This is a genomic window from Rossellomorea pakistanensis (assembly GCF_016908495.1).
In the GTDB taxonomy this organism is placed as follows: domain Bacteria; phylum Bacillota; class Bacilli; order Bacillales; family Bacillaceae_B; genus Rossellomorea; species Rossellomorea pakistanensis.
Map to the genome: position 1 here is coordinate 1202396 of NZ_JAFBDZ010000001.1, position 25640 is coordinate 1228035.

Genomic DNA, 25640 nt, shown 5'->3' on the forward strand with positions numbered 1-25640 from the left:
AGGAGTGAGTACATGAATATTTTTAATCAACTAGTTAAAAGTTTATATTCCCCAAAAGACATTGCAAAATTCCGTTTTCAAGGAATTGGAAAGACCATTTTATATGTTTTCTTTTTAGTTTTGATCTCACTAATTCCTACTGCAATTTCAATATCCATGTTTACGAATACTGCCATTGAAGAGGGAAAGCAGACAATCGCAGAGGATCTTCCCGATTTTGCTATCGATAATGGCAAACTAACGACAAACTCAAATGAACCTGTCAAAATTCGTAAAAGCAATATAACCTTTATTATGGATAGCACTGGGGAAATAAAAGCAGATGATCTTTCCCAGGAAACAAATGCCATAGCACTCTTACAAAATGAATTTGCTATAGTAAGTGTAGGCAATATTCAAACGACTCCATATTCCATGCTTGAAGGATTAAATGTTGATAATAAGCAGTTGGTAGATTACTTAGAACAATTGGATTCATTGAAAGGAATATTTCTTCCAGTAATCATCCTAATTCTATATTTGTTTTCTTCTGCCATGACCTTTATTAAAGTAAGCATTTTTGCTTTCATTGGGTTATTATTTGCCAATATCCTAAAAAGAAAACTTACTTATCGACATAGTTTTAGACTGACTGCTTATAGTATCACATTAGCTACGATTTTCTTCTCGATTATGAATTCGCTAAACACCTTTATTCCAGGTGCAGTATTATTGGACTGGATCGTTACAGGCTTAATGCTTTACTTGTCTATAAAAGAAATCCCCCAAAAAAGAATGTCTAAATGAACAAAAGGGATTGACCTTAACTTATAGGCCAATCCCTTTTTTATTAAGGGTGTTTATAGAAAATTTTATTTCCGTTATCCCTAAACACCCTTTATACATCGACAAAATAGAGTAATACAAGGCTCTTTATTGATTAACAACATTATTAACTTTTTAATTTACTTTAAATTTACTGGTTGTTTCTTTAAGGCTGTCTGAAAGAGTTAGGAGCTTCTCGCCTATTTTGTGGCTGCTTTTTACATTATTTAGCTGATCTTCAAAAGCAGTGAGCATTTCTTCAGATCCAGCTAATGTTTCTTCAGAAACAGATGCAAAAGCTTCTGATGATTCCTCGACTTTTGGCAATGCACCTTCTAGATACCTTAAGTCCGTTCTCATTGTGTTTAACGTTTTATTCACACTGGAAATATTACATAATAAATCATCTAAGGATTGTCTGCTGTCAACCGCAATGGAGAAATTACTTTTAAATTTTGTAAGCATCTGATCAAATTGATTTGAAGCTTTCTCTGAAATTCTGTCCATGTTTTCAATGGTTTTAGTAATCTTGGTTGTAGAATCAGATGATTGTTCGGCTAATTTCCTTACTTCATTAGCTACTACAGCAAAACCTCTCCCAGCTTCTCCTGCTCTTGCTGCTTCTATTGTAGCATTTAAGGCAAGCAGTTTCGTTTGCTCCGCTACTTGCTTAATAATCGAAACGACATTTACAATCGAGAGCGAATGTTTTCTCACGTCCGTTACGGTATCTCTCATCTCACCGAAATCTTTTGTAAATGTATCTAAAGTCGATGCCATCTTCCCAATACTTACCTCGCTTTTAGAAGCAGACAATTCCATTTCTTCCGCTTTAGTAAATACATGATCCATCTGGGAGAAAATTGAATTAACTGAATCCTTCATTACTTGGAAATGTTTTATACTAGTATCAGAAGTTCCAGCTGTTTCTTCAGCTCCATGTTTCACGATTCTAACTGTTTCAACCATATGCTCATTTTCAATAATTAAGCTTTTGGAGGATTGTTGAAGCTTAACACCAGTCGTTGCTAGATCGGAGGTTGTCTGATGGATATTCGATAGTAATTCTTTCATTTTATCAATCATGGATTGAAAGCTTTTTACTAAAGAGACAATTTCAGGTGTTGTACTCTTAACATCAAGCTCGACTTCTAAGTTTCCTTCCCTTACCTCCTTCATTGATTCACGTAATTGTGCAATTGGAGAGGTAAGAGTTTGCACAATCATAATCAATATAAACGTAACAAAACTAATGCTAATCATTATCGCAATAATAATAAATTTAGTCATTTCATTTACATTTTTCATATAATCACTCTGAGGCACTGCGATCACATACTCACCTTTTAATTCTTGGATGCTATGGAAAGCAAGAGTATATTTTTTATCATTTAAATTAGTATGAATAATCCCTTTTTCTTGCTTTTTTATTTTTTGAATAATTTCTTCATCAAACTGAATATCACTATTTTTACTTATAGCAAATGGGACAACACCTGTATCTTTAAATAAGAAAAATTCTCCTTTAAGTCCATCTTGTGACATTGCCGCATTTTGCTTTTTTATTACGCCATTAATTTCTTTATCAACCCTCTCCTCATTACCTATAAATGCTAACATTAAGTTCTGCGAAATATCGTAGATTGAAGTCACTTCTCGATCTAGCCTTTGTTCCATTGAATGAATGATCGCTTCTTTCGATTTCCAATACGAAATGATTCCTACCACAGTCCCCATAGCAAATACCACCAATAAAATAAAAGTTAACAGCCTAGATTTTAGAGATAGTTTATTCAAGATCCGCTTTCCTTTTAAGATTGATTTCTTTCCACTTTGCTTAAATGGAAAAAGGTTCTTTATTCTCGTCCAATTTGTCAAATTGATGCACCCTTCCCAATGTATTCCTTTATATTTTCACAGAGGATTGTTAAGGAAATGTAAATTCTGGGTAATTTTTTGGTTAATTCAGGACTATAGATCTGTTTCTTTTTTCATACGAAAATCATTATTTGTTCTCATAAATTTTATAAACCTTTCTAGCTTTAGTAGGAAAGAAAGAACCGAATGCCGAATGTAGAAAAAACAGGTATATTTCTTGAAGACAAGCATATAGGATTTTATAGGAGGAATTATATTGAAGAGAGCCTTTTATTTTCTTTTAGTCCTTATCGTCTTATATAGTGTTTATTATGACTTAAATACAGGAACCTTACCAAAGAGCAGTACTATAGCGACTACAGGGCAAGCTCAGGAATCTAATGCATCAATGGAGTCCGATGATAATAAATCCCTTACCATAAAGGTAAAGCCGGGTGATACGGTGTTATCACTCGTTGAAGAGCATCGACAAGGATCCAGTGAAGTTGCCATTGACCAAATAATTAAGGATTTTGAGGAATTAAATGACGGCCTAAACCCTGAGGACATACAAATTGGAAAAACGTATTATTTCCCGGTATATCCTTAATAGAATCGATTATTGGTAACAACCTATTTCTTGTCAATACTCACATAACACTGTTACAATACTTTCGTACCCTTTTTTTATATAGAACTTACCTTTAAAAGGAGCGAATTACACTTGAGTGAAATGATACATCGTTCTAAAACCCGTCCTGTTAAAGTCGGTGATTTGACCATCGGTGGTAACAACGAATTAGTCATACAAAGCATGACTACTACCAAAACGCATGATGTGGAAGCTACGGTTAAAGAAATTCATCGTTTAGAAGAGGCAGGCTGTCAAGTTGTACGTGTAGCTTGTCCAGATGAAAGAGCTGCAAATGCCATTGCAGATATAAAAAAGCAAATTAATATTCCTTTAGTCGTTGATATTCATTTTGACTATAAACTAGCATTAAAAGCCATTGAAGGCGGCGCAGATAAGATTAGAATCAACCCTGGTAATATTGGTCGTCGTGAAAAAGTTGAAGCCGTTGTAAAGGCTGCTAAAGAACGCGGTATTCCAATTCGAATTGGGGTAAATGCTGGAAGCCTCGAAAGAAAAATATTGGAGAAATATGGGTATCCAACGGCAGATGGTATGGTGGAAAGTGCTCTTCACCACATTAAAATACTGGAAGATCTAGACTTTCACGATATTATCGTTTCAATGAAAGCGTCAGACGTTAATTTAGCTATTGAAGCCTATACAAAGGCTGCCAAAGCATTTGATTATCCACTACACCTTGGAATTACCGAATCTGGTACGCTATTTGCTGGGACCGTTAAAAGTGCTGCAGGTCTTGGAGCGATTCTAAGCCTCGGAATTGGGAATACGCTTAGAATCTCTCTAAGTGCCGATCCTGTTGAAGAAGTGAAGGTAGCGAGAGAGCTGCTTAAATCTTTTGGCTTGGCATCAAATGCAGCGACCTTAATTTCTTGTCCTACGTGCGGAAGAATTGAAATTGACTTAATTAGTATTGCTAATGAGGTTGAGGAGTATATCCAAACCATAAAGGCCCCTATCAAAGTCGCGGTTCTTGGTTGTGCGGTTAACGGACCAGGAGAGGCACGTGAAGCAGATATCGGAATTGCCGGTGCTCGTGGAGAAGGACTCCTTTTCCGTAAAGGAAAAACAGTACGTAAGGTACCAGAAGAAACCATGGTTGAGGAGTTAAAGAAAGAAATCGATAAAATTGCTGAAGAGTATTACAAAAAACAGGAAGAAGAAAAAGAAAAAGTATAAGGTAAAAGAGGTTGCCATAAAGGCAACCTCTTTATTTATTTCAAATTGCTCCCAAATTTGAAATAAAAGTAAACTTGTTAAAAGAATGGCAAGACGAAGATTCCAATGATGATGGAAACTACACCTATCCCTATTGCCCATGCACCTAACATTTCCGATCCTCTACGACGTGCAACAAATCCTAGAACAATTCCAGCTGCACCTAAAAGAATTGGAAGGAAAAACAGAGATAAAATAGAAAGAGCTAATGCTGAATAGCCTAATACTCTTCCTGATGTGTTTGTTTCCTCCGAAGAATCTCGCTCATACTGATTGCTTAATCCCATTGGAGTCGTAATTTCAGCAGAAGACTCTTCATGGTATTTATTTTGTACTACATCTAATTCTGGATTTTCAGGATTATCATAATAAACATCAACATCCTGTAGATTTTGATCATGATCAACGCTATTTTGTCCGCGTCTTTCTTCACCCATACGGTAATCCCTCACTTTCTATGCTAAGGAGCATTATTATTGTTTGTTAAACATTCCTCTTTTACTTTGCTAATGTTTTCTAAACTTGAGGATGGTTCCTAATTCATCATTTTTTATCGATAGTGGTTATGATAAACTTAACATTGCATGCCATGAAATTTTTATTAGAATAGGCTGCTTTTGAAAGATTATTGTTTTTTAAATAAAGCAATGGTCAAATCGCAATTGCTTCTTAGTCCGACCTTTTCATTCTGGCATCAAGCACTCAAAGCGTTACAGGAACACTGTTTTTATTCTAAAAAGGCAACAAAATTTGCAAAATCCGCCTTAGAAAAATGTACACTTATGTAAGGAGAATGATATAGATGAAACGATTTGGGATTGACATTGATGGAACTGTAACTTGCCCTACATCTCTTGTTCCATATATAAATAAGGAATTTAATCTAGACCTTACCTTGAACGATATTACAAAATACGAGCTAACAGAAGTACTAGACATCACACCTGAAGTATTTGCTAATTGGTTTAATAAAGCTGAACCTGAGATCTATAGTCAATCACCGCTTGCAGTAGGTGCAAAAGAAGTCCTAGATCAATGGAAAGAGCAATATGAACTATACTTTATCAGTGCAAGGCCATCTAATTTATTTGACATTACCAAAAACTGGTTTACTACAAAAGAACTTCTCTATCACCACATAGAACTAATTGGTTCCCATTATAAAGTTGCAACAGCAAAAAAACATAATGTAGATATATTCTTTGAAGACAAGCATGATAATGCTGTCTCGATCCATGAAGAGTTAGATATTCCCGTTATTTTATTTAATACACCCTATAACCAAGATCCTGTTCCAAAAGGAGTTATACGGGTTAATGATTGGTTTGAAGCACAAAGTTGGGTCGAGCATTGGGGAAAATAAGAAAAAGAGTCCATTACCTGTATTAAATAGGCCTGGACTCTTCTTTTTTTAGTTTAAAGATCTTCTATACACATTCTGGACATCTTCCGTAGATTTCAAATTTATGGCCTGAAACATCATACCCTTTTAAATTTTCGTTTAATGCTTCCATTGGACAAGTATGAATTTCTTTCGTTTTTCCACAATCCATACAAATAAAATGGTGATGATGTTGATGACTTGAACATGTGAAACGGAAATGTCTTTCCCCTGAAAGTTCTGTCTCCTCAAGAATTTCAAGCTCTACAAACAAGGAAAGATTTCGGTAAATGGTATCAAAACTTAAGCCCGGATAATCACTTTTCATATGCTCTAATACATCCTTAGCCGTCAAATATTTGTTCGAGGTTGAAAACAACTCAAGCATCTGCTCTCTTTTTCCTGTTTGCTTATAGCCTTTATCTTTCATTAATAATATCGCTTCATTTAGGTTCATATCCTCACCTCATTTCGTTTCACATCAAAATTCGTTGAAACCTTTTTATAAACAATGGATAGAAGTAGTATGATAATGGCAGAGACAACAATCGTACCGCCTGGTGCTAAGTCTAAATAATAAGCAGATATAAGTCCAATTATAACGGACAGCTCTCCGAATAAGACTGAAAATCCAATTGTTTGCTTAAACCCTCTTGAAATCCGAATGCTTGCAGCAACCGGGAGTGTCATTAGAGATGATACAAGAAGAATGCCTACTACCCTCATAGAAGCTGCTATGACGAGTGCCACCATGACCATAAAAATGAAATGAATCATTTTAGCCGATATTCCAGATGCCTTTGCATATTCCTCGTCAAAAGATAATAAAAATAATTCCTTATATAAAATAATAATAAGGCTAATGACTAAAATACTTACTAAAATAATAACATAGAGATCCGCACGACTTACAGCAGATACGCTTCCAAATAAATAGCTAAATAAGTCCGTATTGAAACCATCTGCTAGTGAAATGAATATCGCACCAATTCCAATTCCTCCCGAAAGAATAATTGGAATCGCAAGCTCTTGATAATGCTTATAAAGGTCTCTCAACCTTTCAATGAATAATGAACCAGCAACGGAAAATGCCATTCCAATAAATAATGGATTTAAGCCTGCAAGTCCTGTAAATGTTTTACTTAAGAATAAGCTAACAGCTATTCCAGACAATGTAACATGACTAAGAGCATCAGCGATTAGTGAAAGTCTCCTAACAACAATAAAAGCTCCAATCAAAGGGGCGATAACTCCTATTAATAGTCCTGTTAAAAACGCATTTTGTAAAAACTCATATTGTAAAATTGCCTGTATCATTTTTTCACCTCATTATGATCATGATCATGCTCATGGCTTAATAAATGAACATCATGGCCATAAAAACTAGAAAGTTCATCACCTTGGAACTTTTCGAATTCTTCGGTTTTCCCGTGAAAATGCATGTGTTTATTTAAACATGCAACATGTGATACTTTATTAGATATTGTTCCAATGTCGTGTGTGACAAGAAGTAAAGTAATCCCCATTTCTTTATTTAGATGATCAAGCATATCATAAAACGCTTGCACATTTTGACTATCTACTCCAACTGTAGGTTCATCTAAGATGAGAATATCAGGCTTACTAACAAGCGCTCGTGCAATAAAGACTCTTTGTTGCTGTCCTCCTGATAGTTCACCGATATTTCTTCCAGAGAACTTAGTCATCCCAACTGAACGGATAGCATCATCTATTTCCTTTTTTCTTTTACGACCTATTGATTTAAATAGACCGACTTTTTTTGTTAGCCCACTAGAAACGACTTCATAAACAGTAGCAGGAAATCCTGTATTAAAAGAATTGGCTTTTTGAGAAACATATCCAATTCTATCCCAATCCTTAAATTTCACTTGAGATTCTCCAAATAAAGAAATCTTTCCTTCTTTTGGTTTTAATAAACCCAAAATAATTTTTAATAATGTTGATTTCCCCGAACCATTAGGTCCCACAATCCCTAAAAAAGCTCCTTTTGGAACGGATAAATCTATATCCTTTAATACAAGCTCTCGATCATAGCGAAAACTAACATTTTGTATATCAATAATGGGATTATTTAACATAATATTCCCCTTCCTCTTTTAAGAATGATTCCGATTTAAACCTATAGGAAGTATACAATATGACTTTTTTTATGTAAAGTAACTGATTCAGTAGAATATTCCCTTATTTGATAGCATCTTTATTAAATGGCCAATTGGAAACTCCCCTTTTGTTACTTGAGTACTCATGATCGTAATAAAATGCAATAGGGGCCAATACCAAAAGTAATCTAAATAAACCGATAAAGGATATAAGCGTACTTTCTCTTATGAATTCGATTAGCCTTATGTTCTCCAATACTCAAAAGAAGATCAAATTTATTTTCAAGAAAAAACTGTCACATCAAACTTGTCCCTGGCATATGTATCTTTTGAGGAGTGATGGACGATGAAGTTATTACAAAATGTGATCAATCATAAAATTAACAAAATTACAGCGGATGAATTATTAAATTACGCAGATCAGTATGGGGTACAGCTTAGTGCAGAAAATGCCAAAAAAATTGCTGCCCATTTAAGAGGTAAAAATATTAATGTGTTTGATGATCGCGAACGAAGCCAATTAGTAAAAGAAATTGCCAAAATTGCCGGTACAAAAACAGCAAAAGAGGTAAACAACCTCTTCATACAATTCACAAAATAAGAATGGGATGACATGAAGAGCAGGCTTCATGTCATCCCCAAATCTTAAGCTTCTTTTATTTTTTCTAAGATATCCCCGTCCCATTCTTGATTACGAAGCATATTTATTTCATGCTTATATGGTGGTTTTTTATTTTTTTTGTCTTCTCCAACATAAGGAGTTTCTAATATTTTTGGAATCTCCTGTAATTGCGGATGGTGAATAATATTATTTAATGCTTTAAACCCAATATGGCCAAAGCCAATATTTTCATGTCTATCTTTTCTAGCACCGCGTTCGTTTTTGCTATCATTTAAGTGTAATACCTTTAGTCGCTCTAAACCAATAATTCGATCAAATTCATCTAAGACGCCATCAAAGTCCTCAACAATATCATAGCCTGCATCATGGGTATGACATGTATCAAAACAAATGGATAGCTTTTCATTGTGGGTTACACCTTCAATGATCTGGGCAAGTTCTTCAAATGATCTACCGCATTCCGACCCTTTCCCCGCCATCGTTTCGAGAGCAATCTGCACTTCTTGTTGTGAGGTTAGAACTTCATTCAAGCCTTCAATAATTTTATTAATTCCAGCTTCTGCCCCTGCTCCCACATGTGCCCCGGGATGCAGAACAATTTGTCTTGCCCCGAGTGCATGAGTTCGCTCAATTTCTGATTGAAGAAAGTTCACCCCAAGCTCAAATGTGGCTGGATTTTGAGTATTTCCGATATTAATAATGTATGGGGCATGAACTACAATTTCATTAATACCATGCTCTTTCATATGTGCTACTCCAGCTTCAATATTCAAATCCTCAATTTTTTTTCGACGTGTATTTTGAGGGGCACCGGTGTAAATCATAAATGTATTTGCACCATAGGAAACTGCTTCCTCACTAGAAGCAAGCAACATCTTCTTACCACTCATAGACACGTGAGATCCTATTTTTAACATAACATCCACTCCCTTGCCTTACCATTTTAAATCAAAATAACCGTTATAATCACGTAAATTGCTTATTTCCGTTTATTTTGAATTCTTCTTTCACGCTTTTTAATCTTATCCATTTCCCACTTCATTTTACGTTTATATCCCGGCTTTACTTTTTTCGGTTTTCTCACAAGCGATTTGGCTTTTTTATCAATCTCATTGTCTGTCTTTTGTCTATTTTTGCGTTTATGACGTTCATGTAGATCGATCCAATCGCCTTTTTGAAGATCCTTGTGTTCAAAAACAATCCCCATTTTCTCAAGTTGATTTAAAGAATCCTCATCAGCCGCTTCATAAATAGTTATCGCAACTCCTGAAGATCCTGCCCGTGCCGTTCTTCCTGTACGATGGACATAAAAGTCAAGATCTGAAGGTATCTCATAATTTATGATATGACTGACTCCTTCAATATCAATACCTCGGGCAGCTAAGTCCGTTGCCACTATATACTGAAATTCAAGATCTCTAATCTGTTTCATGACTCTTTTACGATCCCTAGGAGTTAATCCACCATGCAAGCGACCAACCTTCAATCCCTTTTCGAGCAGAGCGTCCGCTACTTCATCTGCTTTAGCCTTTGTATTCGTGAAAACAATTCCTAAGTAAGGGTTTAGTGATACAAGCATATCATGTAATAAGTCAATTTTCTTACGACTCTTAGTTGGAACAATGTAATGATGGATATTTTTAGCCGATATTTGCTCAGGCTCAACATGTGCATATTGAGGGTTTTCCATGTATTTTTTTAGAAAGGGTTTTAATTTTTCAGGAATCGTCGCTGAAAATACAAGCATTTGTAATTCTTCCGGCATTCTTCCAGCTATTTGATCAACATCCTGAATAAATCCCATATCCAACATAAGGTCTGCTTCATCTACAACCAGTGTGATCGCTGTATGAACAAATAATGCTTGTTCATTCACAAGGTCATTAATTCTTCCAGGTGTCCCAATGACTACTTGTGGTTGAACTTTTAATTTTTCAATTGTTCTTTGTTTATCTGTCCCACCTATAAAACATCTTGCTGTTATTTCATCATCCGATTCTTTTGCAATTTTCAAGACTTCACCATAGATTTGCTGAGCAAGCTCTCTTGTTGGAGCTGTAATGACAGCTTGTACTTGATTTGAATTAGGATCAACACGATCTAGGATAGGAAGCAAGTAGGAATGCGTTTTTCCTGTACCCGTTTGTGATTGTCCAATTGCACTTTTATTCTTCAATATTAAAGGAATCATCTTTTTTTGAATTTCAGTTGGTTCCAAAAATCCTAAATTTTCGATTGCTTTATTGACGAATGGCTTAAATTGAAATTGGTTAAATTGAATAGCCATTTTGTACACTCCTTTTACATAATCAGAACTTTTCACACACACATAAAAAGCCCATCTTATTATTATAATAAACAATTAGTAAAACTTCTAGCATTCTAAAGGTAAGTCGCTTGAAATTCCGCTTTTTTCTTAGTCGTTTTAATCCCTTATGCATATTGTATTATGAGAGATTATGGGTGAAATCTAGAAAGGAGGCGGTCAGAATGCGACCAGGAGGACATTCACCTTTCCGACAAGGACCAGGACAAATGGGTGGTAATCCATTTGGAATGATGAACAATAGAAGAATTTCGCGGTCTTCCCCATTTGGAACCGGTCAAAATGGATCTGGATTTGGGCCGAGTGCAGGTAAAAGAGGGGGCGGAATTTTATCAAAGCTTCTCAATAAAGGCGGTTCTTCAAACTTATCCCGTGGACTAACAGGATTTGAAAGAGCTCCACAAGCAGCTGGCGGATCAGCTGTACAAAGCCTATTAAAACCAGGCTCACTTAATGGTTTTTTAAATAATACTCAACAAGTATTAAAAACCGCTCAACAAGTGGGACCGATGATCCAACAATATGGCCCCATGATACAACAGTATGGACCGATGGTGAAAAATTTACCCGCTATGTGGAAACTTTATCGTGGTTTAAAAGATGTTGATAGCGATAATGAAACAGAAACCAAAGACTCTTCAAAAAACTCTAATGAACACCACCCAGAAAATAATTCATCAGAAGAATCCAATATGAAGAGCGAGTCAAAGAAAAAGAAAAAGAAAAAGACCAAACGAAAAAGCAGTTCTGATGATTCAACAGTTGAAAAAATAAAAAATAATAAAAGATCATCGACACCTAAACTATATATTTAAAGATTAGCGCATCATCTTGAAAACAATGAGAGCCTATCACTTTAGTGGTAAGCTCTTTTTGGCTTTACGAATATAGGGAAATATTCTATCCTAAAGATTATTTTTCCTATTTCTTTACATCATTATTTTACACTTGTTTAGTTTAAGGTTCAGTATTAACTTTGTTTGGCTTTATACTATATGGTTATTTTATTTTTGTTTTGTTTCCTCATCTCCTTTATAATAGCATGTAGGAACTCCGTTTATATTTGTAATAGGAGAGGATTAATTTTATGGATATTTTAAAGATTACCCCGAGAGGCTATTGTTATGGAGTCGTTGATGCAATGGTCATAGCTCGTAATGCTGCACTAGATAAATCTCTTCCAAGACCAATTTATATCCTTGGAATGATTGTTCATAACAAGCATGTTACCGATGCTTTCGAAGAAGAAGGAATTATTACCCTTGATGGTAGTAATCGTAAAGAAATATTAGCCAAAGTCGATAAAGGAACCGTCATATTCACCGCCCATGGAGTGAGTCCTGAGGTGAAACAATTAGCAAAAGAGAAAGGGCTTGTTACACTTGATGCTACATGCCCTGACGTGACTAAGACTCATGACCTCATTCGCGAAAAAGAAGCTGAGGGATATGATGTGATTTATATTGGAAAAAAAGGTCATCCAGAACCAGAAGGGGCAGTTGGAGTAGCACCTACTATCGTTCATCTCGTTGCAAGTGTTGACGACGTAGAAAAATTATCCATCAATAATGAAAAGATTATTGTGACAAATCAAACGACGATGAGCCAGTGGGATGTTGGCGATATTATGGAGAAAGTGAAAGAAAAATATCCCCATGTAGAGCTTCACAAAGAAATTTGTCTTGCTACACAAGTTCGACAAGAGGCAGTTGCAGAACAAGCCGGTGATGCTGATGTTCTCATTGTTGTCGGAGATCCCAAAAGTAATAATTCGAATAGACTTGCTCAAGTTTCAGAAGAAATCGCTGGAACAAAAGCCTACCGGATAGCTGATATTTCTGAACTAAAGCTAGAGTGGATCAATGAAGCAAAAATAGTTGCCATAACGGCTGGCGCCTCAACACCGACCCCTATTGTTAAAGAGGTTGTAAAATTTATTGAGCAGTATGATCCTAATGATGATACGACTTGGACAAGGGAAAAGAAGGTTCCATTAAGTAAAATCCTTCCAAAAGTGAAGAAAAAACCTATAAGTGAACCAAATAAAGCATAGGTCTATCAAAAAAAGAGGCATTCCCTACAGAACGCCTCTTTTTTTTGGTATTAAATATAAATAAATGGATCTGTATTCACAACAGATGTAAAAATATTAACTTTATAGCCTCGTTCATTACATTTTTCAGCTAAATGCTGAACCACGCCTTCCTTCATCACTTTTTCAATATGATGACCGGCATCAATTACATTAAGATCCATCATCATTGCATCATGGGCCGTATGATAATAAAGGTCACCTGTTACAAATACATCTGCACCACTATATTTTGCTTTTGAGATAAATTTATTTCCATCTCCACCTAATACCGCTACTCGCTTAATGGTATCATTCATGTTTCCTACCACACGTACGGTTTCAACTGTGAGCTTTTCTTTTAGATAGTTAGCAAAATCCACCAGAGTCATTTCCTTTGAAAGCTTACCTATTCTCCCTAGGCCTTTTATTTTACCTGGATTATTTATTGGGTAAATATCATAGGCAACCTCTTCATAAGGATGCGACTTAAACAATTTACTAAGAACCTTTTTTTCCATTCGCTGTTCATAAATCGTTTCTATTCTAACCTCTTCTACTTCTTCTATTTTACCTTGTTCACCAATAAAGGGTTTAGTCCCTTCTTGTGGCAAGAATCTTCCTGTTCCTTCAGTAGTAAAGGAACAATGACTATAATTCCCGATAAATCCTGCACCTGCATCTCCTAATGCTTTCCTGACTTCATTCTCGTGTGTTCGAGGAACAAATACAACGAGTTTCTTTAAAGATTCGGTATAGGTCGGAATTAAAACCTCTGTATTTTGTAATTCCAAAGCATCAGCAAGTAGATCGTTAACTCCACCTTCTGCTACATCAAGATTCGTATGTGCAGCGTAGACAGCGATATCATGCTTAATAAGCTTCTCAATCATTCGACCTTGGCCTTTATCAGTATGAATCGATTTTAATGATCGAAAAAGGGGAGGATGATGGGCAATAATTAAATTTACATTTTTCTCAATTGCTTCATCGACTACTTCTTCCAATACATCTAATGTAACCATGACATTGTCGATTCTTTTATTCAAGCGACCAATTTGCAGCCCAATCTTATCTCCTTCTTCAGCTAAGTACTTGGGGGAAAACTCTTCAAATAATTGAATCATTTCATGACCATTTACACTTTTCATTTTTGGAGAACCTCCTCTACGATCTTGATTTTCCTTTCTATTACGGATCGCTTCTTTTTAAGCTCATCATTTTGTTCAGCATCTTTCATCTGAGCATAGATTTTTTTCCACTGATCCGCTTCCTGTGTCCATTTTTTTATAAATACATCAGATTTCTCTTTTATGAGAAAAGGCCCTAATAATAATTCATTCTCCATATTAGAATATGGTTTTCTTGTATTACCTCGTTCTGCTACTAAAACTTCATAGATTTTTTTATCTTCCTCAAGTATCTTTTCAGCCACAAGCTCCCAGCCATGATCAAGCAACCATTTTCGAATTGATATCGCGCTGACATTCGGCTGTAATACTAAACGGTTTACTCCTTCTAATTTTTGCTTTCCATTTTCCAAAATTGTGGCTATAAGTGTTCCACCCATCCCAGCTATTGTGATACAATCCACTTCACCCTGTGAAATGACCTCCAGCCCATTTCCTTTTCGGACACTAACTTTTTCATCTAATTCACTAGCTTTCACCTGGTTTAATGCGGATTGATAGGGACCATCGACGACTTCTCCTGCAATAGCAAATGAAGCAATCTCCTTTTCAATGGCAAAGCAGGGCAAATAGGCATGATCTGATCCAATATCAGCGATCTTGGAACCTTTCGGGATAAAGGAAGCCACTGTTTCTAATCTATGTGATAGTTTATGTACATTCATGTTTTCACCTAACTTCTTTGTATTCTCATTATTGTTCTAATCATTTTCACAGATAATATCCATTATTTAATATATGCTTTTCATTTTATAGGAGATGGTAAGAAAAGTGCAAGCTTGTCAATGTTTCTTCTATAATGTAAAAAAGCTCCTTGCAACATTGCAAAGAACTTTTTTACAGGTTATAAATTATAAAGATTTCAACCATTTTGCCATCGCGTCTAAATTCTCATCTTGAACTAGACCTGGAGGCATTGCACCTTTACCATTCTTCAAAGTAGACTTGATTTCTTCATCAGACAAACGCTCGCCAACACCTTTTAATGCTGGGCCAGCTCCACCTTCATAGTTTTCACCATGACAAGAAATACAAGTTGATTGATAATGTGCTTCTGGATCAAAGGCTCCGCCCTCAGCCGTTTCTCCGCCACCTTCTTCTTGCTTCTTTTCTTCTTCAGCCATCTCTTTTGAATTGTTTAAACCTTCTAGTGACATAAAGAATACAAGACCGATTCCCATAACCATAATAAGTATGAAAGGAATAATTGGATTACGATTCATGATTTAACCTCCCTTATGTAGATCATCCAAAAAATTTGTAGAATAAACACCTATTATTTTACTTCAAAAAGAGATAAAGGAAAAGTAGTATACGGTAACTTTTAACTGTTTGTCATATTTTAGACACAAAGAAGCAGGCTTTCACTAAAATCATTATGGAATTTTAGGTCAGCCTGACTTTTCATTATTATTTACGATTTAAGTTAATCTTATCCTAACAACCAATTAATCGCGAAATAACCATTTTTTGCACTTCTGATGTACCCTCGCCAATCTCTAACAGCTTGGCATCTCTCATATATCTTTCTACATGGTATTCTTTCATATAACCATATCCTCCGTGGATTTGGATCGCCTCATCAGCCACTTCCATGCTGATTTCCGACGCGTATAATTTACACATTGAAGCTTCTTTAGAGAATGGTCTCCCTTGATCCTTTAACCATGCAGCTTTATAAACCATATTTCTTGCTAATTCAATTTTCAAAGCCATATCAGCTAATTTAAACTGAGTAACTTGGAATTCAGAAAGGGTTTTTCCAAATTGTTTTCTTTCCTTTGAATATTGAAGAGCTTTTTCATAGGCAGCCTGAGCAACACCAACAGCCATGGCTCCAATTCCGATTCTACCGCCATCAAGAGTCATGAGAAATTGCTTGAAGCCTTCTCCTTCTTTACCTAATAGATTCTCTTTTGGAACCCGTACATTTTCTAATACTAGCTCTGTAGTATTCGAAGCATTTAATCCCATTTTTTCATAGTTATCAATCACTTTGAATCCTTCCGCATCTGTTGGAACGATAATCGCGCTGATTTCTTTCTTTCCGTCTTTTTTACCCGTAATGGCGGTTAAGGCAAGATGTTTAGCATAACTAGCATTGGTTATATATACTTTATTTCCATTTATAATATAATCATTGCCATCTTTTACTGCAGTAGTTTGTGTCCCGCCAGCATCAGACCCCGCATTAGGTTCTGTTAAACCAAAGGCCCCAAACGATTCTCCCCTGCAAATTGGTCCAAGATATTTATGCTTTTGCTCTTCTGTTCCAAACAAATTAATAGGCGCTCCACCTAATGAAATATGTGCAGAATATGTAATCCCTGTCGAAGCACATGCTTTACTCAATTCCTCTGTTACGATGGCAAAACTAACAGTATCAGCGCCAGCTCCACCGTATTCTTCAGGAAAAGGTAACCCCATCATTCCAAGATCAGCTAATTTTCTAAACGCTTCTTTAGGAAACTCTTTTGTACGATCACGCTCCAGAGCACCAGGTGCTACTTCCTCTTGAGCGAAGTCTCGAATTGTTTTTTGAATCATTTGTTGTTCCGATGTTAAATCAAAATTCATCTTCCATCCCCCTAGTTGTTAAATTAAAACGCTTCCCTTTGTTTAATTTTGTACACGCTTACATAAATATTATAAAGGGAATGATGGAATTTTCTCAACTTTTAAAAACTTATAAATTTTATTTAACCGGTTTTAAAATATATCAAAATAGTTCTTTGTAAAGAGGATTTTGCGTTGACATGCACTTTAAGATTTATCAGTTAACATTTTATTGTATAAATTGTCACGGGTTGATTTGAATATAACTGCTTATAAGAATGTTATTATTTTTTTAAAATAATAATTATAGAATGAAATTAACCAAACGACAAAACATGTCAAAATCGCTGTTTGCAAAACGAATGACAATTCAGTAAAATAAATGACAAATAATGAAAAGGCAAAAAGTGATAGGAAAAAGGAATAGTTACTTCTTGTTTCCTCTTCATTTTAGAAGGCTAAAAATAACGTATTCATGTTTTACTTCTCCTTCCAAAATGATATTCCCTTTTCAATTGCTATTTTTCTCATTGTATTCAACGTTCCATACCGATATTGGATTAATTCCATAAAAAAAGTTTACTCCCTTGAATATATGGAAGTAAACTTTAAAACATGCTATTCTAAAAAGTCTTTAAGACGTTTGCTTCTGCTTGGGTGACGCAATTTACGAAGTGCTTTTGCTTCAATTTGACGAATACGCTCTCTAGTAACTCCGAAAACTTTTCCTACTTCTTCAAGGGTTCTAGTTCGGCCGTCATCAAGACCGAATCGTAAACGCAATACGTTTTCTTCACGGTCTGTAAGTGTATCTAATACGTCTTCTAGCTGTTCTTTTAATAACTCGTATGCGGCGTGCTCTGATGGTGATTGAGCTTCTGCATCTTCAATAAAGTCTCCTAAATGTGAGTCATCCTCTTCTCCTATAGGGGTCTCTAATGAAACAGGCTCTTGGGCAATTTTAAGAATTTCTCTAACCTTTTCTGGTGTTAGATCCATTTCTTCAGCAATTTCTTCCGGTGAAGGTTCGCGGCCTAAATCTTGCAGTAATTGACGTTGTACACGTATTAATTTATTTATGGTTTCTACCATATGCACAGGGATACGGATCGTTCTAGCTTGGTCGGCAATCGCACGTGTGATAGCTTGGCGAATCCACCATGTTGCATAGGTACTGAATTTAAAGCCTTTGCGGTAGTCAAACTTTTCTACTGCTTTAATAAGACCCATATTTCCTTCTTGAATGAGATCTAAAAAGAGCATCCCTCTTCCTACATAACGTTTGGCAATACTTACAACTAGACGCAAGTTAGCTTCAGCTAGGCGACGTTTAGCTTCCTCGTCTCCCTCTTCAATTCGGGTCGCTAAGCTAATTTCCTCTTCTGCAGAAAGCAAATCCACCCTTCCGATTTCTTTAAGATACATACGGACTGGGTCATTAATCTTAACCCCTGGAGGAACACTTAAATCATTAAGGTCAAATTCTTCATCTTCTTCCTTATTTAACTGATGAGTATTCGGATCTTCCTCGTTTTCATTTACGATTTCTACACCCTGTTCACCCAACTGTTCATAAAATTCATCCATTTGATCGGATTCTAATTCAAAGTTCGACAATTTCTCAGCGATATCTTCATATGTTAAGACCGTTCTTTTTTTGCCGAGCTCCATTAATTGTTCTTTCACTTGCTCTAATGTTACCTCTGACTCAACCTCTTTGGAACGTGCTGACTTTTCAGCCATTTGTTCCCCTCCTTCCAACTTCCTAAAACTTTTATAGAGACTTACGGAGCTGTAAGATTTCCATTGCTATTAGGGCAGCCTTCTTATAATCCTTTTGCCTTTCAGCTGCTTTTTCTTCTGCTTCTTTTTCTTTTATTGTCAACATCTTTTGATGTTTTAACACTTGATTTACATAATCATTTAATTCCTGCTCTGTACATTCATCATTTAATGGCATCATTTCAATTTCAGAAACCACTCTTCTCAGTTTAGGATCTGATAATGTTTCAATAAATGCACTAGAGTTTGGAATATTTCCGTCTTCATAAAATCCTAATAAATACGTAATAATTGCTTGGTGTTCATCTATATTAAAAGCATTTCCTGACATTAACTCTTGGATTTTAAAAGTCAATTCAGGATCCTTTAGCATATATGCGATTAATCTCTTTTCTGCTGTATGAAAAGCCGGATGCAATCTCTTTTGTGTGCTGGGAGCTAAGGTAATCATTGATCTAGTCTTTTGATCAGACCCTTTCCCTTTTTTCTTTAATGAATAAAAGATTTGCCTTTGCTGTTGTTGAAGCGCTTCGAGGGATAAAGAAAATTCATCCGCTAATTGCCGCAAATAATAATCTCTTTCAAACGCATTTTCAAGATTAGATATTTCTTTAAGTATCACTTCTATATATTGCAGCCTATCTCCTTCATCTTTAAGGTTTTTTCCTTGACGATGATAAATAAATTTAAAGGCCATTAACGTTAAACTTGCCCCTATTACATCATTTTGAAACTTTTCTGCTCCATAATTTTTAATGTAGTCATCAGGATCTAATTTATTTGGAACCAATGCAATTTTGACATTTAAATGCGTTTTATCAAGCATAATTGAAGCTCGGTAAGCTGCTTCCATCCCTGCTTTGTCACCATCAAAGCAAAGTGTAATCGAATCTGTCACTCTTCTGAGCATTTGAATATGTTGTTCAGTAAGGGATGTTCCCATTGTTGCTATACCATTATCAACATTTGCTCTGTCTGCTGAAATGACATCAGCGAAACCTTCAAAGAGAATAGCGGATTGCTGCTTGCGAATGGCTGCTCTTGCACCATGGTAATTGTATAGGACTGAACTCTTATTAAAAATTGAAGTTTCAGGGCTATTTAAATATTTCGGTTCATCCCCGCCAATCGCTCTACCAGAAAATGCAATGGTCTTCCCTTTTGCATCTTGAATTGGAAACATGATTCTTCCCCGAAAACGGTCTAGGTATGAGCCATCTTTTTCTCTCTTAATCAAGAGTCCTGCCTTCTCCATAAGTGCTGGATCAAAGCTCCTTTTTGATAAGAACTTCACGGTAAAGTCCCAACTAGGAAGCGACCACCCCACTCCGAATTTTTCAATACTCTCTTTTGTAAAGCCTCTTTCTAACAGGTATTCATAGGCCTCTTGCCCTTCTTTTGTGTTTATGAGTAAATGATGGTAAAATTTTCGTAATAGCTCGTGAGCTTCAATCATTTGCTCTTCATCTTTTTTAGGGCGTTTTTCTTCATTGCTAGATAATAGATCGGCTGACAGTTCAATGCTTGTTTTTTCAGCAAGTTTTACTACCGCTTCCTGAAAGGTAGTTCCTTCAATTTCCATTAAAAAATTATAGGCATTTCCTCCGGCCCCGCAGCCAAAACAATGAAAAATTTGTTTATCTGGTGAAACAGAAAAAGATGGGGTATTTTCCCCATGAAATGGACAAAGACCGAAATAATTTCTCCCCTGTTTCTTTAATTGCACATAATCACTGATAACATCAACAATATCTACAGCTTGACGTATCTCATTAACTTTCTCTTCAGGAATTCTCCCTGTCACAAAAACATCACCTGTTTTTCTGTTCTTCATTAATAAAAGATTCGTTAATAAAAATTATTTTCCTGCAAAATTCGACAAGATTTCGGTTAATTTTTTTATGAACCTCTCCCGATCTTCTTGTTTAAAGGGTTTTGGACCTTTCCCATAGTTTCCTTTTCGCCTTTCTTTAGCCGACAAATAGCGAAAATCTAAAGAAGTGACAATTGTCTCATTGTTGTATTCTTTTCCTAAGTGGGAAATCGCATAAACTTTTTTAGGTAGTACTAGACTAGCTAGACCAATATCTTGGGTCACGACTACATCACCCGATTTAACATGATTCATGATATATAGGTCTGCAGCTTCTTTTGATGCATCAACATAAACCCATTCTCCTCTACTAGGATTATTTTGCCGGTGTGCATTTGATGCAACAAAAATGACTCTCACATGAAATTTTTTTGCGATTTCAGCAATTTCATCTTTGACAGGACACGCATCTGCGTCCACAAATAAAACATGACTCTGTTCGCTATTACTAACTATTCTACATCACTCCGAATTATCCTTCTAAGTCCGACAAGTTTCACAAGATAATCATGTGTATCGTAAGAAAATAGAGAATTAAGTCCTTAGTAAGGATTATTTGTCGAAATTTTTCTTGTACAATGACTTGACATAACTCAATAATTAGTTTATTCCTTTAGAGAATAGTCTAAACCTATTTTGACTATATTTTTATCACAATTTTTTATTATAGTACAAACTATACGGTTTGACCACTATTTTTCACAACTTTTTTCATTCTCTAGATAATAACGATTTCATTACATTACAGGAAAAGGAATGACCCTTTTTGGTCATTCCTTTAATTCTTTTGGATGTAGTTAATCACGCTGTTTGCTGTTTCTTCAACAGCCTTATTTGTGACATCTATAACATGACACCCGATTTTTCCGATGATGTTTTCGAAGTAGTCTAGCTCATCTTCAATACGCTTCATGTTTGCGTAGCTGGCTTGGTCATTTAATCCAAGTGATTTTAGTCTTTCTTTACGAATACTGTTAAGTTTTTCTGGGCTGATCTTTAATCCGATACATTTCTCAGGTGACACTTTATATAATTCTTCTGGTGGATCAACTTCCGGCACTAAAGGTACGTTTGCCACTTTCAGCCTCTTAAGAGCAAGATATTGGGAAAGTGGAGTTTTCGACGTTCTTGATACCCCAATTAAAATGATATCCGCTCGTAATATCCCTCTTGGATCCCGGCCATCATCATATTTAACTGCAAATTCAATTGCTTCTACCTTTTTGAAGTAATCATCGTCAAGTTTTCGTACAACACCCGGTTCATGAAGTGGGTGTATATTATAATGCTCTTGGTATTTATCCATAATAGGACCCATAATATCAAATGCATAAAGCTCTTCTTTTTCTGCTTGTTCTTTTAAGTACTTTCTCATATCAGGCTTTACTAAAGTATAGACGATAAGCCCTTGATTCAACTTTGCCAATGAAATCACTTCATCTAGGTTAGAGAAATCTTCTACATATGGAAACCTTTTTATTACGGTATTTGAACCATTAAACTGGCTTATGGCTGCTTTTGTCACTAATTCAGCTGTTTCACCAACTGAGTCAGATACTACATAGATGTATGGTTCTTTCACTGTCAAATCACCACCTTATAATCACTATTCTTATTGGTCATCTGCTAAAGAAACAAATGCTTTTGTAATGTTTGTTTTTGTAATCCGTCCAGTAACTTCTAAGTCACCTTTGGAAGTTTTTTTAACGACTGGAACTGCATCAATCTGCTTATCGATTAAATCCTTTGCCACTTCTATTAATAAATCATCTTTTTCACATGTTGTGATGTTAGGCATTCTTGTCATAATAATATTCACTGGTAAAGTACTAAGTTCTTGCTTTCCAATACTTGCTCGAAGTAAATCTTTTCTTGATAGCACTCCAACTAAATAGGAATTTTTATCGACAACAAATAATGTTCCGACATCCTCTAAAAACATGGTACAGATTGCATCATACACAGAAACGTTTTCAGGAACCACAACAGGAATCGATTGAAACTGCTTTACATATATTTTTTTTAGATTCTCTGTTAACAGTTGTGTACCTGTTTTTCCTGTATAAAAATACCCGACTCTTGGTCTAGCATCTAAATAACCTGCCATTGTCAGGATTGCTAAGTCTGGTCTTAGTGTTGCTCTTGTTAAATTCAATTGGTCAGCAATTTGTTCCCCTGTGATAGGACCGTTCTCTTTTACAATTTCCAGGATTTGTTCTTGTCTTTTATTCAGTTCTATTGTTCTCACCACCTAACGAACAATCCATTTAAGTGTTATACTTTATATTAAATATTATATACTATTCAAAAAAATAAAAGAAAGAGTTTTGCCCAAAAAAGAACGAGGTTATATAACCCCTTTACCAAAGATTAGCTTTATAAATAGTAAACTGCAATTATTTTGCCCATCTTTTCACGAATTGTTGTGTATTCGTTTTAAAAGTGATAAAATGATGGCATTCTAAAATAATCATAAGCAATGAAGGATTTATAAGTACTTGTAAATTAGCGAACTAGGAATGGTGAAAGCCTAGTGCACAAGGAAACGGCGATCTCGAGCTATTCAATCTTTAAAGTGGAGTAAGACTTTTTAGTCAACCTCAACTAGGGTGGAACCGCGGGTATACAGCTCGTCCCTAGGCTTAATGCCTAGGGACGAGCTTTTTTATATTTTTAGCGAAGTGCATTGAATAGAAAAAGGAAGCTAAGTCGCGGAATGCTGACAATTCTCGCTTCCTGCAACCCGCATAATAAGGTACTCTCGCTGAATCCCGTTGTTAGCCTTACAATAAACAAAAGGAGTGTTGTAGTATGTCAATGGATCAACTAGTAAGCTTAGCCAAACATAGGGGGTTTGTATTTCCAGGTTCTGAAATTTATGGTGGTTTAGCGAATACTTGGGATTACGGTCCTCTTGGTGTAGAACTAAAGAACAATATTAAAAAAGCTTGGTGGAAAAAATTCATTCAGGAATCTCCTTATAATGTCGGCCTTGATGCTTCAATATTAATGAACCCGCAAACATGGGTAGCATCCGGTCATGTCGGAAACTTCAATGACCCAATGCTTGATTGTAAACAATGTAAAGCTCGCCATCGGGCAGATAAATTAATCGAGGATGCCTTTCAGCAGAAAGGCGAAGAAATCATTGTCGATGGTATGCCATTTGAAAAGATGGAAGAACTAATGAAAGAAAATGAAATTGCTTGTCCACAATGCGGCAGTAAAGATTTCACCGAAATTCGTCAGTTCAACCTAATGTTTAAAACTCATCAAGGTGTGACAGAATCATCGACAAATGAAATTTTTCTTCGCCCAGAAACTGCTCAAGGTATCTTTGTAAACTTTAAAAATGTTCAGCGATCAATGCGTAAAAAGATGCCATTCGGTATTGGACAAATCGGGAAAAGCTTCCGAAATGAAATCACCCCAGGAAACTTTACTTTCCGTACACGCGAGTTTGAGCAGATGGAAATGGAATTCTTCTGTAAACCTGGTGAAGATTTAGAATGGTTCTCCTACTGGAGAGATTTCTGTAAGAATTGGCTATTGTCATTAGGAATGAAAGAAGAGAATATGCGTTTACGTGATCATGATGAGGAAGAGCTTTCCCATTATAGTAATGCAACGACGGACATTGAATATAAATTCCCATTTGGTTGGGGAGAACTTTGGGGCATTGCAGACCGAACAGACTTTGATTTAAAACGGCATATGGAACATTCTAGTGAAGACTTTCATTACTTAGATCCGCAAACGAACGAAAAATATGTTCCTTACTGCATTGAACCTTCTTTAGGAGCAGATCGTGTGACACTTGCTTATTTATGTGATGCTTTCGAAGAGGATGAGTTGGAAAACGATAAACGTACTGTAATGCGATTCCATCCAGCACTTGCACCATATAAAGCGGCAGTTCTCCCGCTTTCGAAAAAGCTTTCTGATGAAGCACTAAAAGTATATGATGAACTTGCTAAGGATTTCAGAATGGACTTTGACGAAACAGCATCAATCGGAAAACGTTATAGGAGACAAGATGAGATTGGAACTCCTTTCTGTATCACATTTGACTTCGATTCTGTTGAAGATGGTCAAGTAACCGTTCGTGATCGGGATACAATGGATCAAGTCCGTATGCCAATAAGTGAAGTTAAAAACTTCCTAGATGATAAAATTAAATTCTAAAAAAAGTGGAGGGAAATCCATTCCCTCCACTTTTTATAATAATCCTTTTAAATGATCCATCTGATCTAAAAACCTTCGAGATTTTAAAGCTAAACCAGAGTATTCATCATAATACGTTCGAATCACCTTTTTCAATTCTTCTTTCGTCACATCTTTTACAGATACATTCCCTAAACGGGAAAGATCAAAATAATAAAAAAGCCTTAAAAGCTTCACTGTATTACTCAAAAGGGGCATATGATATGGATCCTTCTCTTTACAACGATGACAAATGAGGCCATTTTCTTTAAAAGAGAATGAGAATGTACCTTCCTTTTCCCCGCAAACAGCACATTGGTTTAAATTTGGATACAATCCGAGAACAGGGAGCATCTTCATTTCAAAGATGTTGGTCAATATATCTGGATCATAACCCTCATCGATATAGTGAATTGTCTGGGATAATAATTCATATAAGTAAGGATCTGGTTTCTTTTCATCTGTTCCTTTATCCAATAAATCTACAATATAAGTTGCATATGCCGTCTTAAATAAATCTTCTCTAATATGGCGATAGGTAGAGATGATTTCACCCTGCTGTAATGTACCAAGCCCAGTACTTTTTTGGAACAAAAAGTGTCCATATGTAAAGAGCTGAGAGACAGAGGATAATCGGCTATTGGGCTTTCTTGCACCTCTAGCCATAACCCCTATCTTCCCAAACTCCCTTGAGAATATCGTAACAACTTTATTGGATTCGCCATACTGGTTGGTTCTAATAACTATTCCTTCACATTTTTGCAGCATAGGGCCACCTCCCGATCATGTTGGTTTCGGGTGATGACAGAAAACTATGAGAGGGGAAAATCGACTTCCGCTAACTTCTCCTCATAATTATAGGGTTCTTCCTGTCCGTCCTTCTCCAATTCCTTTAAAAGCAAATACGTGTCAATGCTACCTGTTTGAGAAAATACCTTCCAGGTAAAGTCTATCATAAAAACCCCACCTTTCATGTTTTTTAACT

Annotated in this window: 26 protein-coding genes; 8 read left to right on the forward strand and 18 right to left on the reverse strand. The window is 35.9% G+C overall.

The annotated features are described in order from the left end of the window. Positions 1-12 precede the first annotated feature (12 nt). Positions 13-786: a DUF1189 domain-containing protein gene (locus JOC86_RS05915; RefSeq protein WP_205168933.1), complete on the forward strand. Its 774-nt coding sequence runs from the start codon at positions 13-15 to the stop codon at positions 784-786. Between the two features lie 153 nt (positions 787-939). Here the strand turns inward: JOC86_RS05915 and JOC86_RS05920 are convergent, their stop codons facing one another. Further along, on the reverse strand, positions 940-2541 hold the full coding sequence (locus JOC86_RS05920; RefSeq protein ID WP_205168935.1) for a methyl-accepting chemotaxis protein: 1602 nt from the start codon (positions 2539-2541) through the stop codon (positions 940-942). A 397-nt stretch (positions 2542-2938) separates the two neighbouring features. Here JOC86_RS05920 and JOC86_RS05925 point away from each other — a divergent pair, with 397 nt between their 5' ends. Then, positions 2939-3271: a LysM peptidoglycan-binding domain-containing protein gene (locus tag JOC86_RS05925; RefSeq protein WP_205168937.1), complete on the forward strand. Its 333-nt coding sequence runs from the start codon at positions 2939-2941 to the stop codon at positions 3269-3271. Positions 3272-3385: 114 nt separating this feature from the next. Beyond that, entirely contained in the window at positions 3386-4492 is a 1107-nt protein-coding gene (ispG, locus tag JOC86_RS05930) for a flavodoxin-dependent (E)-4-hydroxy-3-methylbut-2-enyl-diphosphate synthase (protein WP_275583371.1), read from the forward strand. Between the two features lie 77 nt (positions 4493-4569). On the opposite strand, the gene JOC86_RS05935 is transcribed toward ispG, so the two are convergent. Continuing rightward, complete coding sequence (locus JOC86_RS05935; protein WP_205168939.1) at positions 4570-4968, reverse strand: DUF4190 domain-containing protein; 399 nt, start codon at positions 4966-4968, stop codon at positions 4570-4572. Positions 4969-5333: 365 nt separating this feature from the next. Here JOC86_RS05935 and JOC86_RS05940 point away from each other — a divergent pair, with 365 nt between their 5' ends. After that, a complete protein-coding gene (locus JOC86_RS05940) occupies positions 5334-5894 on the forward strand; it encodes a 5' nucleotidase, NT5C type (protein WP_205168941.1) in 561 nt (186 codons plus the stop codon). A 64-nt stretch (positions 5895-5958) separates the two neighbouring features. On the opposite strand, the gene JOC86_RS05945 is transcribed toward JOC86_RS05940, so the two are convergent. Genes JOC86_RS05945 through JOC86_RS05955 form a run of 3 tightly spaced genes read right to left on the reverse strand, consistent with a single transcriptional unit; the run spans position 5959 to position 8011 of the window. Next, positions 5959-6369: a Fur family transcriptional regulator gene (locus JOC86_RS05945; protein ID WP_205168943.1), complete on the reverse strand. Its 411-nt coding sequence runs from the start codon at positions 6367-6369 to the stop codon at positions 5959-5961. Continuing rightward, a complete protein-coding gene (locus JOC86_RS05950; protein ID WP_205168945.1) occupies positions 6366-7229 on the reverse strand; it encodes a metal ABC transporter permease in 864 nt (287 codons plus the stop codon). Before JOC86_RS05950 ends, JOC86_RS05945 begins: the two co-directional genes overlap by 4 nt. Next, the gene (locus JOC86_RS05955) at positions 7226-8011 is read right to left on the reverse strand and encodes a metal ABC transporter ATP-binding protein (protein ID WP_205168947.1); all 786 of its coding nucleotides are present in this window, start codon (positions 8009-8011) and stop codon (positions 7226-7228) included. The genes JOC86_RS05950 and JOC86_RS05955 overlap by 4 nt, the downstream gene beginning before the upstream one ends. Before the next feature lie 367 nt (positions 8012-8378). Between JOC86_RS05955 and JOC86_RS05960 the strand changes: the two genes are divergently transcribed. Continuing rightward, a complete protein-coding gene (locus JOC86_RS05960) occupies positions 8379-8633 on the forward strand; it encodes a DUF2624 domain-containing protein (protein WP_205168949.1) in 255 nt (84 codons plus the stop codon). A gap of 44 nt (positions 8634-8677) precedes the next feature. Here the strand turns inward: JOC86_RS05960 and JOC86_RS05965 are convergent, their stop codons facing one another. Continuing rightward, complete coding sequence (locus JOC86_RS05965; protein WP_205168951.1) at positions 8678-9571, reverse strand: deoxyribonuclease IV; 894 nt, start codon at positions 9569-9571, stop codon at positions 8678-8680. Positions 9572-9633: 62 nt separating this feature from the next. Further along, the gene (locus JOC86_RS05970; protein WP_205168953.1) at positions 9634-10941 is read right to left on the reverse strand and encodes a DEAD/DEAH box helicase; all 1308 of its coding nucleotides are present in this window, start codon (positions 10939-10941) and stop codon (positions 9634-9636) included. Between the two features lie 203 nt (positions 10942-11144). On the opposite strand from JOC86_RS05970, the gene JOC86_RS05975 reads away from it, so the two are divergent. Next, the gene (locus tag JOC86_RS05975; protein ID WP_239587399.1) at positions 11145-11795 is read left to right on the forward strand and encodes a YqfQ family protein; all 651 of its coding nucleotides are present in this window, start codon (positions 11145-11147) and stop codon (positions 11793-11795) included. Between the two features lie 272 nt (positions 11796-12067). Then, complete coding sequence (locus JOC86_RS05980; RefSeq protein WP_205168955.1) at positions 12068-13033, forward strand: 4-hydroxy-3-methylbut-2-enyl diphosphate reductase; 966 nt, start codon at positions 12068-12070, stop codon at positions 13031-13033. 50 nt (positions 13034-13083) lie between these two features. On the opposite strand, the gene JOC86_RS05985 is transcribed toward JOC86_RS05980, so the two are convergent. The 9 genes from JOC86_RS05985 to JOC86_RS06025 form a co-directional block, all read right to left on the reverse strand. Then, positions 13084-14202 (reverse strand): Nif3-like dinuclear metal center hexameric protein, encoded by a 1119-nt coding sequence (locus JOC86_RS05985; protein ID WP_205168963.1) that lies wholly within the window; start codon positions 14200-14202, stop codon positions 13084-13086. Then, entirely contained in the window at positions 14199-14906 is a 708-nt protein-coding gene (locus JOC86_RS05990) for a tRNA (adenine(22)-N(1))-methyltransferase (protein WP_205168965.1), read from the reverse strand. Before JOC86_RS05990 ends, JOC86_RS05985 begins: the two co-directional genes overlap by 4 nt. 186 nt (positions 14907-15092) lie before the next feature. Continuing rightward, a complete protein-coding gene (cccA, locus tag JOC86_RS05995; RefSeq protein WP_205168967.1) occupies positions 15093-15464 on the reverse strand; it encodes a cytochrome c550 in 372 nt (123 codons plus the stop codon). Positions 15465-15678: 214 nt separating this feature from the next. Then, positions 15679-16818: an acyl-CoA dehydrogenase gene (locus tag JOC86_RS06000; RefSeq protein ID WP_205168969.1), complete on the reverse strand. Its 1140-nt coding sequence runs from the start codon at positions 16816-16818 to the stop codon at positions 15679-15681. Positions 16819-17415: 597 nt separating this feature from the next. After that, complete coding sequence (gene rpoD / locus JOC86_RS06005; RefSeq protein WP_205168971.1) at positions 17416-18540, reverse strand: RNA polymerase sigma factor RpoD; 1125 nt, start codon at positions 18538-18540, stop codon at positions 17416-17418. A gap of 31 nt (positions 18541-18571) precedes the next feature. Further along, the gene (gene dnaG / locus JOC86_RS06010) at positions 18572-20383 is read right to left on the reverse strand and encodes a DNA primase (RefSeq protein WP_205170165.1); all 1812 of its coding nucleotides are present in this window, start codon (positions 20381-20383) and stop codon (positions 18572-18574) included. A gap of 54 nt (positions 20384-20437) precedes the next feature. Further along, a complete protein-coding gene (locus JOC86_RS06015; RefSeq protein ID WP_205168973.1) occupies positions 20438-20872 on the reverse strand; it encodes a YaiI/YqxD family protein in 435 nt (144 codons plus the stop codon). A 358-nt stretch (positions 20873-21230) separates the two neighbouring features. Continuing rightward, positions 21231-22034, reverse strand: a complete 804-nt coding sequence (locus tag JOC86_RS06020) for a pyruvate, phosphate dikinase/phosphoenolpyruvate synthase regulator (protein ID WP_205168975.1) — start codon at positions 22032-22034, stop codon at positions 21231-21233. Between the two features lie 30 nt (positions 22035-22064). After that, on the reverse strand, positions 22065-22703 hold the full coding sequence (locus JOC86_RS06025; RefSeq protein WP_472925685.1) for a transcriptional regulator CcpN: 639 nt from the start codon (positions 22701-22703) through the stop codon (positions 22065-22067). Positions 22704-23263: 560 nt separating this feature from the next. On the opposite strand from JOC86_RS06025, the gene JOC86_RS06030 reads away from it, so the two are divergent. Continuing rightward, the gene (locus JOC86_RS06030; RefSeq protein ID WP_205168977.1) at positions 23264-24637 is read left to right on the forward strand and encodes a glycine--tRNA ligase; all 1374 of its coding nucleotides are present in this window, start codon (positions 23264-23266) and stop codon (positions 24635-24637) included. Between the two features lie 33 nt (positions 24638-24670). On the opposite strand, the gene recO is transcribed toward JOC86_RS06030, so the two are convergent. Together recO and JOC86_RS06040 are read right to left on the reverse strand one after the other, a co-directional pair. Further along, positions 24671-25423: a DNA repair protein RecO gene (gene recO / locus JOC86_RS06035; protein ID WP_205168979.1), complete on the reverse strand. Its 753-nt coding sequence runs from the start codon at positions 25421-25423 to the stop codon at positions 24671-24673. A 44-nt stretch (positions 25424-25467) separates the two neighbouring features. After that, positions 25468-25611: a YqzL family protein gene (locus tag JOC86_RS06040; protein ID WP_205168981.1), complete on the reverse strand. Its 144-nt coding sequence runs from the start codon at positions 25609-25611 to the stop codon at positions 25468-25470. Positions 25612-25640: the final 29 nt, after the last annotated feature.

Excerpts from the sequence above, each read along its gene's own strand:
- JOC86_RS05945 (WP_205168943.1), bottom strand. The coding sequence starts at position 6,369 with ATGAACCTAAATGAAGCGATATTATTAATGAAAGATAAAGGCTATAAG.
- JOC86_RS05980 (WP_205168955.1), top strand. The coding sequence starts at position 12,068 with ATGGATATTTTAAAGATTACCCCGAGAGGCTATTGTTATGGAGTCGTT.
- JOC86_RS05935 (WP_205168939.1), bottom strand. The coding sequence starts at position 4,968 with ATGGGTGAAGAAAGACGCGGACAAAATAGCGTTGATCATGATCAAAAT.
- JOC86_RS05985 (WP_205168963.1), bottom strand. The coding sequence starts at position 14,202 with ATGAAAAGTGTAAATGGTCATGAAATGATTCAATTATTTGAAGAGTTT.
- recO (WP_205168979.1), bottom strand. The coding sequence starts at position 25,423 with ATGCTGCAAAAATGTGAAGGAATAGTTATTAGAACCAACCAGTATGGC.
- JOC86_RS05990 (WP_205168965.1), bottom strand. The coding sequence starts at position 14,906 with ATGAATGTACATAAACTATCACATAGATTAGAAACAGTGGCTTCCTTT.
- JOC86_RS05975 (WP_239587399.1), top strand. The coding sequence starts at position 11,145 with ATGCGACCAGGAGGACATTCACCTTTCCGACAAGGACCAGGACAAATG.
- JOC86_RS05940 (WP_205168941.1), top strand. The coding sequence starts at position 5,334 with ATGAAACGATTTGGGATTGACATTGATGGAACTGTAACTTGCCCTACA.
- JOC86_RS06000 (WP_205168969.1), bottom strand. The coding sequence starts at position 16,818 with ATGAATTTTGATTTAACATCGGAACAACAAATGATTCAAAAAACAATT.
- JOC86_RS05915 (WP_205168933.1), top strand. The coding sequence starts at position 13 with ATGAATATTTTTAATCAACTAGTTAAAAGTTTATATTCCCCAAAAGAC.
- cccA (WP_205168967.1), bottom strand. The coding sequence starts at position 15,464 with ATGAATCGTAATCCAATTATTCCTTTCATACTTATTATGGTTATGGGA.
- JOC86_RS05955 (WP_205168947.1), bottom strand. The coding sequence starts at position 8,011 with ATGTTAAATAATCCCATTATTGATATACAAAATGTTAGTTTTCGCTAT.
- rpoD (WP_205168971.1), bottom strand. The coding sequence starts at position 18,540 with ATGGCTGAAAAGTCAGCACGTTCCAAAGAGGTTGAGTCAGAGGTAACA.
- JOC86_RS05970 (WP_205168953.1), bottom strand. The coding sequence starts at position 10,941 with ATGGCTATTCAATTTAACCAATTTCAATTTAAGCCATTCGTCAATAAA.
- JOC86_RS05950 (WP_205168945.1), bottom strand. The coding sequence starts at position 7,229 with ATGATACAGGCAATTTTACAATATGAGTTTTTACAAAATGCGTTTTTA.
- JOC86_RS06030 (WP_205168977.1), top strand. The coding sequence starts at position 23,264 with ATGTCAATGGATCAACTAGTAAGCTTAGCCAAACATAGGGGGTTTGTA.
- JOC86_RS05960 (WP_205168949.1), top strand. The coding sequence starts at position 8,379 with ATGAAGTTATTACAAAATGTGATCAATCATAAAATTAACAAAATTACA.
- JOC86_RS05920 (WP_205168935.1), bottom strand. The coding sequence starts at position 2,541 with ATGGGGACTGTGGTAGGAATCATTTCGTATTGGAAATCGAAAGAAGCG.
- JOC86_RS05965 (WP_205168951.1), bottom strand. The coding sequence starts at position 9,571 with ATGTTAAAAATAGGATCTCACGTGTCTATGAGTGGTAAGAAGATGTTG.
- JOC86_RS06040 (WP_205168981.1), bottom strand. The coding sequence starts at position 25,611 with ATGATAGACTTTACCTGGAAGGTATTTTCTCAAACAGGTAGCATTGAC.